This window comes from Thalassomonas actiniarum, from assembly GCF_000948975.2.
Taxonomy (GTDB): Bacteria; Pseudomonadota; Gammaproteobacteria; order Enterobacterales; family Alteromonadaceae; genus Thalassomonas; species Thalassomonas actiniarum.
Window position 1 is genome coordinate 1,826,465 of record NZ_CP059735.1, and the last position, 15,008, is coordinate 1,841,472.

General features: G+C 45.1%; 10 protein-coding genes. 4 read left to right on the plus strand and 6 right to left on the minus strand.

Annotated features, from left to right (window positions below; all coding sequences use genetic code 11):
* Positions 1-195: 195 nt before the first annotated feature.
* Both SG35_RS08045 and SG35_RS08050 read right to left on the minus strand, forming a co-directional pair.
* The gene (locus SG35_RS08045) at positions 196-4,824 is read right to left on the minus strand and encodes an EAL domain-containing protein (protein WP_053042760.1); all 4,629 of its coding nucleotides are present in this window, start codon (positions 4,822-4,824) and stop codon (positions 196-198) included.
* Positions 4,825-5,150: 326 nt separating this feature from the next.
* Positions 5,151-7,937 (minus strand): insulinase family protein, encoded by a 2,787-nt coding sequence (locus tag SG35_RS08050; protein ID WP_044830743.1) that lies wholly within the window; start codon positions 7,935-7,937, stop codon positions 5,151-5,153.
* Positions 7,938-8,152: 215 nt separating this feature from the next.
* Here SG35_RS08050 and sixA point away from each other — a divergent pair, with 215 nt between their 5' ends.
* Positions 8,153-8,653 carry a phosphohistidine phosphatase SixA gene (gene sixA, locus SG35_RS08055; RefSeq protein ID WP_044830744.1) on the plus strand — a complete coding sequence of 167 codons (501 nt, stop codon included), beginning with the start codon at positions 8,153-8,155 and terminating at the stop codon, positions 8,651-8,653.
* Between the two features lie 434 nt (positions 8,654-9,087).
* Here the strand turns inward: sixA and smrB are convergent, their stop codons facing one another.
* Positions 9,088-9,630, minus strand: coding sequence for an endonuclease SmrB (smrB, locus tag SG35_RS08060; protein WP_044830745.1), 543 nt, complete (start codon positions 9,628-9,630; stop codon positions 9,088-9,090).
* 101 nt (positions 9,631-9,731) lie between these two features.
* Positions 9,732-10,130, minus strand: a complete 399-nt coding sequence (locus SG35_RS08065; RefSeq protein ID WP_274055382.1) for a hypothetical protein — start codon at positions 10,128-10,130, stop codon at positions 9,732-9,734.
* Between the two features lie 121 nt (positions 10,131-10,251).
* On the opposite strand from SG35_RS08065, the gene SG35_RS08070 reads away from it, so the two are divergent.
* The 3 genes from SG35_RS08070 (at position 10,252) to aroC (ending at position 13,004) form a co-directional block, all read left to right on the plus strand.
* Positions 10,252-10,857 (plus strand): winged helix-turn-helix transcriptional regulator, encoded by a 606-nt coding sequence (locus tag SG35_RS08070; RefSeq protein WP_053042761.1) that lies wholly within the window; start codon positions 10,252-10,254, stop codon positions 10,855-10,857.
* A gap of 111 nt (positions 10,858-10,968) precedes the next feature.
* Positions 10,969-11,910, plus strand: coding sequence for a 50S ribosomal protein L3 N(5)-glutamine methyltransferase (prmB, locus tag SG35_RS08075; RefSeq protein ID WP_044830747.1), 942 nt, complete (start codon positions 10,969-10,971; stop codon positions 11,908-11,910).
* A gap of 2 nt (positions 11,911-11,912) precedes the next feature.
* On the plus strand, positions 11,913-13,004 hold the full coding sequence (gene aroC / locus SG35_RS08080) for a chorismate synthase (RefSeq protein WP_044830748.1): 1,092 nt from the start codon (positions 11,913-11,915) through the stop codon (positions 13,002-13,004).
* Between the two features lie 228 nt (positions 13,005-13,232).
* Here the strand turns inward: aroC and lipA are convergent, their stop codons facing one another.
* Positions 13,233-14,201, minus strand: a complete 969-nt coding sequence (gene lipA / locus SG35_RS08085) for a lipoyl synthase (RefSeq protein WP_044830749.1) — start codon at positions 14,199-14,201, stop codon at positions 13,233-13,235.
* A gap of 67 nt (positions 14,202-14,268) precedes the next feature.
* Positions 14,269-14,931 carry a lipoyl(octanoyl) transferase LipB gene (gene lipB, locus SG35_RS08090; protein ID WP_084692442.1) on the minus strand — a complete coding sequence of 221 codons (663 nt, stop codon included), beginning with the start codon at positions 14,929-14,931 and terminating at the stop codon, positions 14,269-14,271.
* Positions 14,932-15,008 lie beyond the last annotated feature (77 nt).

Below are 15,008 nucleotides of genomic sequence, written 5' to 3' on the forward strand. Positions count from 1 at the left end.
GTAGTTTAATAAACTTAATTAAGCAAGTAATAGACCAAAAATATATGTATTAATTTTTGAACGAATTGGGGGAGTAATAGCCAGGAAACGTTCGCTAATGACTTAGCTAGGAAGGAAGAGAGTTATTTTAATTAGTACAGAACAAATTTTAGCTGTTTAGAAAACATATAGGCGTCACTGTTTTGACGCCTATATCTAGGCAAAGCTGGTAGATTTGTCAGTAATTTGATACGAAACTAAGTATTTTTCGAAATCGCCTGTAGAAAGGGGTTTAGAGTACAAATATCCCTGTAATTGCTCGCACTTCAGCTTGGCTAAAAATTCCAGTTGCTGGTTGGTTTCTACCCCTTCAGCAACGACTTGCATCCTTAGGTTATGGGCAATGGTGACTATAGTGGCTACCATATTTCGCCCCTGCTCAGACTGTTCAATATCATCGACAAAAGCCTTGTCAATTTTAAGAGTATTTAGTGGGAATTTCTTTAAATAGGCTAATGATGAATAGCCGGTACCAAAATCATCTAATGCCAGGTGAACGCCAAGGGCGCGGATCTGTAACATCGTTTCTATCGCTTTTTGTGGCGAGTCCATTACTGTGCCTTCGGTGATCTCTAGTTCTAAATAGCGGGCGGGTAACTGGCTTTCTTCTAAAACATTAGCGATTAAGGTCACTAGGTTAGGCTGGGTAAACTGCACTGCAGAAAGGTTTACTGCAATCCGTCCATCAAATAAACCTGCATCCACCCATTGCTTAGTAGCAAAACAAGCTTTGCGTAACACCACTTCACCAATGTCAATAATTTGGCCTGTCTCTTCTGATACAGGAATAAAAACTACCGGGCTTATCAAACCTTTGGTTGGAGTTTCAAATCTTACTAGGGCTTCCATACCGGCGATTTTACCGGTTGAAATTTCAATTTTAGGTTGATAATAAACCGAGAATAAATCTTTCTTCAGACCGTGGCGAATTAAGCTTTCTATTTGTAAGCGAGTAACTGCCTTTTTATTCATAGATTCGTTAAAGAACTGGTATTTATTACCTCCAAGGCCTTTGGCATGGTACATGGCTGTATCAGCATTTTTTAGTAACTCTTGTGGAGTGGCACCATCTTCAGGATATAACACTATGCCTATGCTGCTATAAAGCACTATTTCCTGATTTTTTAACTTTAACGGCAGGGCAATAGTATCAAGAATGTTTTTAGCAATGGTGGTGATAGTATGAATATCATTGGTTTCCTCAATAATAATACTAAATTCATCTCCCCCAAGGCGATATACTGTATCTTGCTTACGGCTGGCGTTTACCATACGCTCGGCTACCTTACATAGCAGTACATCACCTACTTGGTGTCCCATGGAATCGTTAATTTTTTTGAAATTATCCAGGTCAAATACCAAGAGCGCATGTGGGGTTTTATTTTTCACTAGTTGCAGTTGGTTAGCCTGAAAATAAGAACGGTTAGGCAAGCCGGTTAAAGTATCTGTATTGGCCAGTTTTCTTAACTCTGCCTCGGTCTCCTTACGTTGACTGATATCAGAGAACACTGCGACAAAGTTCGAAATGCACTGGTTTTCATCGCGAATAACATCAATATTAAAATCGGCTAAAAATACGCTGTTATCCTGGCGGGTATTTTCTACTTCGCCATGCCAGCTGCCTTTAGTTAATAGATGTTTTTTAATGTTTGTGCTGAAACTGGTTGGATAGCGTGGGAACCTTAGTGACCTACCTACCATTTTTTCCCGGCTTTTGCCGGTAATACGTAAGAACGCTTTATTGACATCTAAAATTACAAATTCTCGGTCGTAGATTACTACGGCATCGGAAATATTGGCAATACACTTGGCAAATAGCTTCAACCGCTCTTCTGCTTTTTTGATCTGGCTGATATCTTTTAGTGTGCCAGTCATCCGGGTGGCGATGCCTTTATCATCCCGCTCTACTATTTTTCCGCGATCTAGTACCCAAATCCAATTACCTTCTTTATCCCTTACTCGATAGGTAGATTCAAAGTGCTCGGTTTTATCTTCAAAATGGGCTTCTAACGCTGCCTTAACCCGTGGGATATCCTGCTGGTGGATATTGGTATTTTCTGACGGAGATTTAGATTGATTAGCATTATTCTTGCCTTTACCTATGTTTGAGCTAGAGCTCGCATTACGTTGGCCATCTTGGGGAAACTCTAGTAAACCCCAGATATTAGAGCGGAATATTTTGCCGGTTTTAATATTCCAGTCCCACATTTCATCACCACTGCCCCAGAGAGATAATTTAAGTCGCTCTTCGCTAAGTTTAATTTGCATGTGATATTTGCGCTTATGACGCATTTGAAGGACTACATAACCAATGCAGCTCAAGGCTATTAAGCTGTAAACCAGCATCGCCCAGCGTGATAACCACCAGGGAGGTAATACTAGAATCTTTAAGTTATTAGTTTGAGTTAAGCTGGTATCTTGTAGATCATAGGCTTGTACCTCAAAGTTATATTCACCAGCACTTAAGTTAGTATAAGTGGCGCGGCGATTGTTATCATCGGTTTCTATCCAGTCTTCATCTAAGCCAAACAATCGGTAGCGGTATTTTAATTGGCTTGGCAGTTTGGCATTAGGCGCTACAAAATCAATACTCACAGGTGATTGATAGTGTTGCAGTCGTAATACATCAACTGTGTTTAATTGTTTGTTTAAGGTAGAGTTTGGTTTACTGCCAGTATTATGAGAGTGTTCATGTTCGAGGGAATTTTGAGTGATATCTATTTTTTTGTTGGCAATGAATACATCAGTAAAAAAAGGCTTCTCTATCCGAGGAGTAACTTTGAGCAATTCTTTTGGATTAAAGCTGATATAACCATTTGTACTGCCGAAATATAATAAGCCAGTTGAACTTTTTAGGGCGCTAAATTGAATGAAGTCATTATTTGAAGCGAAGAAGTCATGATCAAAATTTCTTACCAATCCTGTATCAGGGTTTATGACACTAATACTTTTATTTGTTGCCAACCAAGCATTGTTGTTTTCATCAATTAAAATATCTGAAATAAAGTTGTTTGATAACTGGTTGTTTTCATTGAAAACAGTCGATGCCTTTGTGTTTTGGTTAATTAAAGCTATGCCTTGAGATTTAGAACCTAACCATAACCATTGTTGTGAACTAGCGATGTTACTGGTATGGGCAATTGAAAAATTTGCAGGTTTATTAAATTTAACTTGAGTAAAATTGTTGTCTTGGGGGTGAAAATAAAAGATTTCACCCGCAGCAGAGGTAACCACAATACGCCCGTTATCTATTACTTGTAAACTGGACAGACTGCTATTGTTGTTTGGCTGAAAATGAGTAAATTCTTGTGTTTGAGTGTTATATGATGCCAGTAAACTATCAGTGTTTATATACCATATATGTTTATTTAAGAATGCTAGTCGTTTTTCTGAGGAATGCTTTGCATTTTTGAACCAACTTTTATGTTCACTAATCAAGGAATTACTTGTATCTAATTTGTATAAATGTTCATCTACGGTTCTGAGCCATAAATCAGAGCTATCAGTGATTAGATGAGTTATGTCTTTGCCTAAACTTACAGAGTGTTTTTCAATAGAATTTTCATTTTTGAGGTAGTATAAATCCCCTTGTTCAGTTGCAAACCAGATAATATCATCACTGGTGCTTCCTATTGATTCTACCCATAAATTTTTATTGTCTAACCCAGGATAGAAGCTATTTTTTAGAGGGTTGTACTGATTTACACCACCTCCATAGGTTCCGAGCCAGACGTTACCGGAATTATCTTTAAAGATATCCATCAACCAGTTTTCTGAGAGTGAAAACTTATTGGAATTATTTTGGTAAGCAGTTAATTTATTATTTGATAAATTCAAACTGTTTAAGCCTTTATTCGTTGCCAACCAAACTTGGGTTTCACTTACTTGTTCTATTGCTCTTATTTCATTAGATAAAGTTGGGTTTTCACTGGTGCTGTTGAAGTGCTCCAATATTTGGAAATCGTAGGAGATTATGTAAACACCATTATTAGTTGCTAACCAATATTGATCATCAATTATTTTTATATCAAACAAGGCACTGGCATTGAGATTAAGGTTCCATTTATTGTCTTTATGGATAGCTATTGCATATGATAAATTACTGTTAATCCAATACAAACCTTGACTGAAGCTGCCTAGCCAATAATTACCTCGATCATCTTGGAATATTCTTTTTATTTCCTTAAATCTATCTTCGAACCCTTGGATTCTAATACGAGTGAAACTATTATTTTCGGGGTTAAATTGATGTATACCTGTAGCTGTAGAAACCCATAGAGGATTATCTATTTCTTGGTTATTTTTGTTGGGCTGCTTTTGATAAATATCCCAGATAAGGTTGTCTTTTAATGATTGGTTGTCACCGGTAATATTAAAAAAATTATCAAAGTTATCCTGTTCTGCATTATAACGGCTAAGACCATTTTGGGTGCCAACCCATAGGGTATTATGCTGATCAACAAATACTTTACGTATAAGGTTGTCAGCTATGGAGTGAGGGTCTGTAGCACTATAGCGGTACTGAGAAAAATCATGACCGTCGAAACGGTTTAAACCGTCTTCGGTGGCAAACCATAAAAAGCCATTTTTATCCTGAGCGATACTAAAAACAGAGTTTTGTGATAAACCATGTTCGGTGGAATATTGCTTAAATTTTAGTTGCACATCGGCTTGAAGCGCTGAAGCGGGTGCTATTAACGTCGCCAACAACAGCAAAGAAATAATGGCAAATGAAATGACATTTGAAAAAAACGAAGGCAAATGTCGAAAAAAAGATAAAAGCACTGAAAATACCTAAATAACCGGGTTAACTCATTTATCCCGTGGCGTTATTGTTATTATTTTTGGTTAATACCCCATTACAAAGCATGGCTAGTGCTAAGTCAACACTTTCAAGCTTTTAACCTAGCTATTATGCGGTTTAGGTACTATAAGTTGTGAGTTTTTGACCGTATTTATTATTTAACGAGCCACTCAATCAAATCGGGTATGATGATTTTACCATTAAAGGTATCGACAACTTTTGGTTTATTGAAGAGGGGTTATTGCCGGTACCCTGAAAATGATATACCGGCAAAAAGCATAAATATTTGCGGGGTAACCGCTGCGAATTAATATTTCCTCGCCATAGTCTCGTTTAATTCATCCTCACGGCTAATGACCATACCGCCGAGTTGCTGTTTCAATTCATCAAAGCTTAATTCCTCTTTGCACGCCGTGGTAACCAGCAGCAAACGGTCGGGCTTTGCGCTTTTAAACAGCTGAGTGCGGATAAAGGTTTTTACCTCATCAAAGGTGAGCGCCAAGATGGCATCGATTAAGTTTTGCTTGTGTTTAAACTCAGTATCTTTGTTGCTGATCGCCCCCCAGAAGCGCTGGCTTTTAATACGCAAACTGGCGTCGTTTTCCTGGAGCTGGCCGGCCAGGCCGTGTTGCAGATGCTGCCAGTCTTCATTGCTCAAGTCTTCCAATTTTTCCAGACAGGTGTGGATAAAATCATCCATGGCCCCAGTCAGGGCATCCGGCATGGTGTGGGGCGACTGGATATAAAAGGCGATGCCCGGGTAGCGGCTGATGGGAATGTAACCGACCCCCACCAGGTAGCCGTATTGTTTCTCGGTGCGCATTTCCTGGAAAAACAGCGGCGATAACAAATGGCTGGTGATCATGGTTTTGGCGGTGGTGTTCACCGCTTTATCCGGCTGGGGATAATAAAGTACCGAGGCATGGTCGTGATCCGGCAGGGTGACCGGTAAGATCAGCTGTCCCTGATCTTTGATGTCGATCACCGGGCAGTTTACCGTGTATTCGTTCCGGTAATAGCCGTGGAAGGTTTGTTTGATACAGGCGGAGATCTGTTTGGTGTGTTCGGGCAGCCAGTTACCATGTACCAGAGCTTCTATGGTGACCTGGGTAAACAATTGCTCGCTAAAACGCAGAAATTGCTGGTAACTGACACCGCTTAGTGCCTCTGCCAGTTTTTGGCTGCTGAGGTTATTGGGCTGCATGGCCGAGCTCATGGTGGCGAAAAGCTGGGAGATAGATTTGCTTTTGTCGGCATTGGCCCAGTGGCTGATACTCTGCTGCTTGAACAGTTCAAAACGGTTTTGTGGGGCAACATGGTGTTGCAGGCTGACCAGGAGTTTGGCCAATAAGTCTCCCTGTTTTTCGCTCAGGCCGGATACCTGTAAGGTCATGCCTCCCTGGTGGGCATATAAATGATAATGGATCCCGGCCAGTTCGGCATCGTAGTTCTCTTCGATAACGTCGTCGGTATAAAGGTCGACAAACAGCCGGGTCATGGCAATATTTTCCGGGCTGGCGACGGAGAACGGCGAGTCGATACCGATATAGATATAACCCTTGGGCACCTTAAAGGTAATGTCTTGTTTGAACCACAAAGTGAAGCCGTCGGTTTTTTCCACCAGGGTGGGAATTTTTGAGCCGTTTTGCGGCGCTATCACCTGCGGGTTGCTGACGATATAGGGGTTGGCCGGCGGTAAAAACAGCGCTTTATTTAACGGCATCTGTTGCCATTTGGCTAATTTATCTTGGGTGATCGGGCCGACATCATAAGGCACCTGATACCAGTAGCTGGTTTTGCTCGGCTGTTGATTTTTACTGATATGCACCAGGCGCATATTGCTTGGGGTTAAATAGCCGAGCAGTTTTTTGATGGTGTCATGGCACATACTCTCCATAACATAGTCGCCGAAAATATAATCATCCGGCGGGTAATGCTGCATGTTCAGCACCAGCTGGCAGACATTGTCCAGCGGTGAGCTTTTTTCATGATAGGTAAAAGACAGTTCCGCGATGGCCTGTTTTTCCCGGTAATAATGCTCGGGTAACTGATCTTGTTTGAGCAGGGTAATATAACTAAAGACGGTATCGACAATTTCATCCAGGTGCTGCTCGCCCGATTCGGTCAGGGAAATACTGACGTTAAAATCTTTAAAATTGGAGCCGTTAATGCCCGAACCGGCGGAGATGCCCATGGCCCATTGTTGTTTTTTCAATAACGACAAGATACTGCCGGGGCCTTCGTGGCCGATAAGGTAAGCAAGTACCGACTCTGGCTTGTGGCGGTAATATTTGTCGATACTGGGCATGGCAAAACTGATGATCAGCTGGCGGTCATTTTTTACCGGCATTACCTGAATATTAATGCCCTGGTGCTCGGGTAAATAAAGCGGCTCGGTCACTTCGGGCAGGGGATCGACGGCACTGGGGATATCGGTAAATTTTAATGTCGCCAGGGTGGACAGTTCATCAAGTGATTGCGGACCTTCCAGTGCCAGGGTCATAAATTCGGCGCGGTAATAGCGGTGGAAAAAGCTCTGGACATCATCTTTTACCGGCTGGTTTTCCCTATCTGCCAGGGTGTCGATATTACCCACGGAAAATTTTGAAAACGGGTGTTTGGGGTTAATGGTTTCTTTATGAACGTCGTACAAACGGCGGATGTCGTCTTTGAGCTTTAATTTAAACTCGGCATCGATGTTTTGCCTTTCTTTATTGACAAACTCGGCTGATAATAAAGGCGCGATAAAAAATTGACTGAATCTGTCAATGGCCTTAGTGAAATGGCTGTGATGAATATCAAAGAAAAAGCAGGTGTGCTCGGTGGAAGTCCAGGCATTGTTGTTGCCACCGTACTGGGAAATAAATTTTTGATATTCGCTGCCGTCCGGATAACGCTCGGTGCCCAGGAACAACATGTGTTCGAGAAAATGGGCTAATCCCTGGCGATCTGCGGGATCATTAAAATGGCCGACATTTACGGCAAGAGCGGCAGCTGACTTTTCGCTATGAGTATTTTGTATCAACAGTACACGTAAGCCATTTTCCAATGTCACTGTTTGATAACGTTTGCTATCATTTGGGCTTTGTTTCAACGTTTGGCTCCTTGCAAACACTTTTGGATCACTAACTTCAGATTCAGGAGCAGCGTTTGGCTTGTTTTTAGATATAAAACAGTTTTAAATTACCGCAAGGAATAACGAGAGTCCATTTTATTCTTAACTGTTGTTACTATATTGTAATCGTTTCTATTACTATAGCCGCTAATTTTAGCTAGTGTCCGCGAAAACTTGAAGTGCGGGAGATATTTATGCAACTGTATATCATGCGTCATGGCCAGGCAAGCCCGGTAGCGAACTCTGACGCAGAGCGACAACTGACAAAACAAGGACAGTTCGAAGCCGAAATTATGGGCAAGTGGCTGAAAAATATGCAGGTGAATTTAGATCATGTGCTGGTAAGTCCTTATATCCGCGCGCAACAAACCGCCGCTATCGTAAAAGCGACCCTGAGCTGGTCGGAGCCGGCGACTACTTGCGATTTTATTACCCCGTCAGGAAATGCTGCTCTTGTGCATGATTATCTTGACGGCATGCTGGCCCAAAGCCGCGGCAAAAGCAATTCAGCCAAGGCAATAGAAACATTGTTGCTGGTTTCTCATATGCCGCTGGTAAGCTATTTGGTTGAAGATTTAACCTTTGACCGTAAATCGCCGATTTTTCAAACGGCGGGTATCGCCCAGATAGACTATGACCTTGGCAGGATGAAGGGAGAGTTAGTACGTTTGGTGTCTCCGCACGATCTTTGTTAGCCTTAGCTTAAGCTTATCTCGTAAAAACTTCTCTTTTCTTGTTTTATCATCAATTAATGCCGGATGTTCCGGCTTTAATAAGGCGTGACTTGTCACTATAACAGTAGTACTACCGAGTAAATTTTATGAAAGACCAGCAGTGCGCGGAAGCTTGACCTTGCAAGCTGGTTTGGCCACGCAGCCCTGGTTGGTGATGTTTTTACCCATACAGGGAGGCCATTGTCCGGGGACAATATTGATGGTATTGCCGTACGCGCTAATGTAAAAGGCAATTGATGATGAGCAGCCGGAGGAACTGACGACAGGTCATCATAGCAAAGGCTCCGATAACTTAATCACGAAAGAGACTGAGCATTGCTATCAGTATAGTTCATTGGGTTTTTTACTGAGGAGGCGGGGGGGAATTGGTTATTGTCCACAGCCCCGTACAGGGATTAATCCCGGTAGAATTTATCTTTAAGCTCTATCAATACCAGCAGGGCACCGTTGCCACCCCACTCCAGAGGGGCCTGGTGAAAGGCCATAACATCCGGGTGCTGTACCAGCCAGTGGGGCACTTTGGTTTTTAATATTCTTGAACCTATACCGTGCACGATACACACACATTGGGCGTGTTCTTTTTGGCAGGCGTAGAGCAGGGCGGCAATTTCCTGCTTGGCCTGGTGTTGGTCCAGGCCGTGTAAGTCCAGGATCAGATCCGGGGAGTAGTGGCCGCGGCGCAGGTTTTTGGCTTCAAAAGTGTCGACGTCGTGGCGGACATATTTCATCGGCCCCTGGCTGTTGAGATCCGGTTCAAACTCATCGGAAAAATGAAACTGGGCAGCCTGCTTAGCGCTTTTGTCTTTTCCAAGCTGGATTTTCTTCTTCGCCTGCTTGGTGGTCGGGCGTATTTTATCCTGCTCCATAGGTTTTACCTTGCCTATGGCTTCTTTGAATAACTGCTTTTCCTGGGCGCTCAGGGCGTTCTTTAGTTTCATGGCGCAAGTCTAAAAACATCTGCAGGTAAATTCAACCACTAATGCCGCTGCGCGGGTATTTTACCGGGGCATTTACCGTGACAGCCTTGTTTTATGCCGCTTTATTTTCTGCGCTGCTCCAAATAACCTTGTGCCTGAAACCAGGCCAGGGCGGTGACGGTAATATTGATGCCAATAATGAGTGCTGTGGCGGGGGCAGATATCCGCTCTTGGTAGTAAGCCAGGGCGATAAAGGTGAGTATGACCCAGGCAATGTCGGAAAAAACCACCGAGACGATCAGTTTTTCAGCCCGGGCAGGGTTTTTTACCATAAATAGCAGTTGAGCGGAAAAGGCGATTAAGCCCACGCCGAATAATGTCCATAGCAAAGCGGGCATCGGAATATGGGGAATGAGAAAGTCTTGGGCCAGGAGGAAAATCATTCCGCTGAAAAACGAAAATAGCGCATTGGCGGACATGGCTTTTTGTAATCGGTTTGGCTTAGTTTTTAACATTGACATCGGCTGGCCTATTTTATTTACTTTAAAAAGGTATAGTGAAGATATCACTTTAAATATCTATAGTAAAGTTTTGCTTTAAAAAGCTATAGCAAGTGTTTTGGCTTGCGGGTACACTTTACGGATGAAAAAAAGAACCTATCAGCAAAATTGTTATCTGGCCCAGGCTGGCGATTTCCTTGGAGAACGCTGGACCTTATTGATTTTCAGGGAGCTGTTGATTCAGCCATGCCGCTTTAAGGAGCTAAATACCTACCTGGCAGGCATGGGCACCAATTTGCTCAGCCAGCGGCTGAAAGAGCTGGAGCAGTGCGATATGGTGGCAAAGCTCAACCCGGAAGATAAACGCTCGGCGTACCGGTTAACAGAAAAGGGGCGGGAGCTTGAAGGGGTGATCCTGGAGCTTATCCGTTGGGGGGCCGGGGCGTTGCCGCTGGAAAAAGAGGGGAGGCATTTTCATCACTGGGATCTGCTGGCAATGAAGGCGTTATTTTCTCCCCGCCATTGCCGGGCAGGCATCACGATTCAATTTGCCTGTGAAGAGTTAACCGCCTGGGTGGCGACCGAGCAGCTCGGCGGGGCTTTTGCCTTGAACTTTGCTATCGGCATGGCAGAAGATGCCGATATTGAGCTGGCCATGACCATAGCTGATTTCCAGCAGCAGGCGTTGGCAGGGAAATATCACCATGATGCCAGGCTCAATGCCTTTATCGCTTGTTTTAATCCTTAATTTAGCGTGCAATTTTCTGCTGAACTATCTATGCAACGATCTGTTCAATAAGGGGCGTTTAGCGGTAGAATAACCGCGAGCCCTATTTTTACTATCCTTTGAGGAAGCTTTGTGAGTACCTTTGATACCGTGCCCGTAAGTGCGCAATTACATACCATAGGCGATTATTTGCGTTTTGCCGCCAGCCAGTTTAACCGTGCTGAGCTCTATTTTGGTCATGGTACCGACAATGCCTGGGACGAGGCCGTTACCCTGGTGATGTATGCGCTGGACTTACCCGAACACCTAACCGAGCAGGTGATGGCGTGCCGCTTGCTGGATCAGGAAAAATCCGAGCTGTTGGCGATTATCGAGCGCCGCGTAGTGGAGAATATTCCCGCCGCTTATATTACCAACCACGCCAGGTTTGCCAATTTATCTTTTTATGTCGACGACAGGGTACTGGTGCCGCGCTCGCCGATTGGCGAATATATTGAAAAGCAGTTTGCGCCGTTAATCGACGCCAATAAGCCGCCGGAGCGTATCCTGGATTTATGTACCGGCAGCGGCTGTATTGCCATTGCCTGTGCCTATGCCTTCCCGGAAGCCGAGGTCGATGCGCTCGACCTGTCGGTAGATGCCCTGAATGTCGCACAGATTAATATCGAAAATCATGGACTTAGTGAACAAGTTATTCCAATTCAATCTGATGTTTTTTCTGGGATCCCGGGACTGAGTTATGATTTAATTGTGACCAACCCGCCGTACGTCGATCAGGAAGATGTTGATTCCCTGCCGCAGGAGTATATACACGAGCCGGAAATGGGCTTAGGCTGTGGCGTCGACGGTTTGGATATCGTGCGGAAAATTCTCGCCCAGGCGTCGGAGCATCTTAATGATAACGGCCTTTTAATTTGCGAAGTCGGCAATTCGCAAATTCATGTCGAGGAAGTTTATCCCGAAGTTCCTTTCACCTGGCTGACGTTCGAACGCGGCGGGCACGGGGTCTTTATGTTAACGAAGGCACAACTACTTCAATATGCTGAAACTTTTAAACAACAGGTAATAGATTAATAATGTCAGGTAATACATTCGGAAAGTTATTTACGGTGACCACTTTCGGGGAAAGTCATGGTCTGGGCTTAGGGGCGATTATTGACGGTTGTCCTCCGGGACTGGAGCTGACGGAAGCCGACTTGCAGGCAGATCTCGACCGCAGAAGACCGGGCACCTCGCGTTATACCACGGCGCGCCGGGAACCGGATCAGGTCAAAATTATGTCCGGGGTGTTTGAAGGAAAAACCACGGGCACACCGATAGGGTTACTGATCGAAAATACCGATCAGCGCTCGAAAGATTATTCTGATATTGCCCAGAACTTCCGTCCCGGCCATGCCGATTATACTTACTGGCAGAAATACGGCATTCGTGATTACCGTGGCGGCGGACGCTCTTCTGCCCGGGAAACCGCGATGCGGGTGGCTGCCGGTGCGATTGCGAAAAAATACCTGAAGCAAAAGTTCGGCATTGATATTAAAGGCTGTGTCACCCAGATTGGCGATATTGCCGCGCAAAACTATGACTGGAATATTGTTGAAGAGAATCCGTTTTTCTTTCCGGATGAAAGCAAGCTGGAGCAGCTGGACGAAAAACTGCGGGAAATTATCCGCGGTAAAGACTCTATCGGCGCCAAAGTGATGGTGGTTGCCGATAATGTGCCTGTGGGCCTTGGCGAGCCTATTTTTGACCGTCTCGATGCCGAAATTGCCCATGGCCTGATGGGTATCAATGCGGTGAAAGGGGTGGAGATAGGCGACGGTTTTGCCGTGGTGAATCAAAAAGGCTCTGAGCACAGGGATGAACTGACACCGGAAGGGTTTGCCAGCAACCATGCCGGCGGTGTTTTAGGGGGCATTTCTTCCGGTCAGCAGATTGTCGCCAATATTGCGTTAAAACCGACTTCCAGTATCGGTGTGAGCGGTAAAACCGTGGATTTGCAGGGGGAGTCGACGGATATTATTACCAAGGGCCGTCATGATCCTTGTGTCGGTATCCGTGCGGTGCCGATTGCCGAAGCTATGCTGGCATTGACCCTGATGGATCATTTTTTAAGACACAGGGGGCAAAATGCCGATGTGGTATGCCCGACGCCGGTGATCACCGGCTAGCTTGCTTTTCTGTCAGCAAGCCTGACCCTGGCAAGGTGGAGTAAATAAGAATAATGAGATACAGGCGGCAGGGCTGCTATAAAGTATGGCAGGCCCCTGTTTCTTTTTATATGCTTGCAGGGTAAATTGTTTCTTATTATAAAAAAGCCGCAAACAAGTATCTTGTTTGCGGCTTTTTCTTTATAGGATGTATGCCGTGAGGTCACGGCGATACCGGCGGTAGAGTTTTTATTTTACTTCTTCACCGGCAGCCTGTTTGTCGGCATGGTAGCTAGAGCGTACCAGCGGGCCACAGGCGGCATGTTCAAAGCCCATCTTCATGGCTTCAACACGGAACATTTCAAATTCATCGGGGTGTACGTAGCGCTCAACCGGCAGGTGATGTTTACTCGGCTGCAGGTACTGGCCTATGGTCAGCATAGTTACGCCGTGATTGCGCAAATCCTGCATCACTTCGAGGATTTCTTCATTGGTTTCACCCAGGCCTACCATTAAACCGGATTTGGTCGGCACGTCCGGGTTGGCTTCGCCGAACTTTTTCAGCAAATCCAGTGACCACTGGTAGTTGGCGCCGGGGCGGGCCTTGGTATATAAGCGTGGTGCGGTTTCCAGGTTGTGGTTAAACACATCCGGCGGCGACTGGTTTAAAATCTCCAGTGCCTTGTCCATGCGGCCACGGAAATCCGGTACCAGGACTTCAATCTTGGTATTAGGGGCGTGGATGCCGATTTCTTTGATACAGTCGGCAAACTGCTGGGCGCCGCCGTCTCGTAAATCGTCACGGTCAACGGAGGTGATCACCACGTATTTCAGCGCCATGTCTTTTAGCGTTAATGCCAGCTTTTTCGGCTCTTCCGCGTTGGGAGCCAGCGGGCGGCCATGGCCGACATCGCAGAAGGGACAACGACGGGTACAGATATCACCCAAGATCATAAAGGTGGCGGTGCCGTGGTTAAAACACTCCGACAGGTTCGGACAGGAAGCTTCTTCACAAACCGAATGCAGATCATGTTTACGTAGTGCCGATTTTATTGAGTCGATGCGCTCTGTGGTGCGGGGCAGCTTGATGCGTAACCATTCGGGTTTGCGTAACATGGTTTCCCGCTCTGAGGTGACCACTTTGATCGGAATATGTGCCATTTTGTCTGCGTCACGCAACTTAGTGCCCGGGGCAATGCGTGATGATTTAGTCGTCATATCTTCTTTTCCAAACCTGTTGTTGTGGATGGTATTCTTTTGTTTCTAATTAATTATCAGTCGATGTCTATTCATCGACCAGCAGGGTTTCTAAGCCGTTTTGGTAACGGACTTCCTCTGCTTCGAATAACCGGGTTAAATGCTCGATTAAACTTTTGCCGGCTTCTTCGACATTGTCCGGGCCGTTATAGTCGCAGGTTTGTACCATTTCCAGTCCGGCATAACCGCAGGGGTTAATGCGCAGAAACGGGGACAAGTCCATATTGACGTTTAACGCCAGGCCGTGGAATGAGCAGCCCTTACGTACCCTAAGCCCTAAAGAGGCGACTTTTTTGTCGTCGACATATACGCCGGGGGCATCTTTTTTGGCATAGGCGGTAATATTATAATCCGCTAAAGAGGCCACTATGCTGTTCTCAATCAAAGTTACCAGCTCGCGTACGCCGATTTTTCGCCGGCGCAGGTTGATCATAAAATAAATCACCTGCTGGCCCGGGCCGTGATAGGTCACCTGGCCGCCGCGGTCGACTTTCACCACGGGAATATCGCCCGGCATCAACAGGTGTTCTTCTTTGCCTGCCTGTCCCTGGGTAAAGACCGGGGGATGTTCTACCAGCCATAATTCGTCTAAGGTGTCGTCATTACGGTTGTCGGTAAAATGTTGCATCGCCTGCCAGACCTTGGTGTAGTCCATGTTGGCAAGCTGCCGAATTATTAACGTATTTTGCAAGTCAGAGCCCTGATATATTCGGAATGTGCTTAGTATATTAAAATTATAAGGGAATATCACCCCGGCAGCTGTATGGT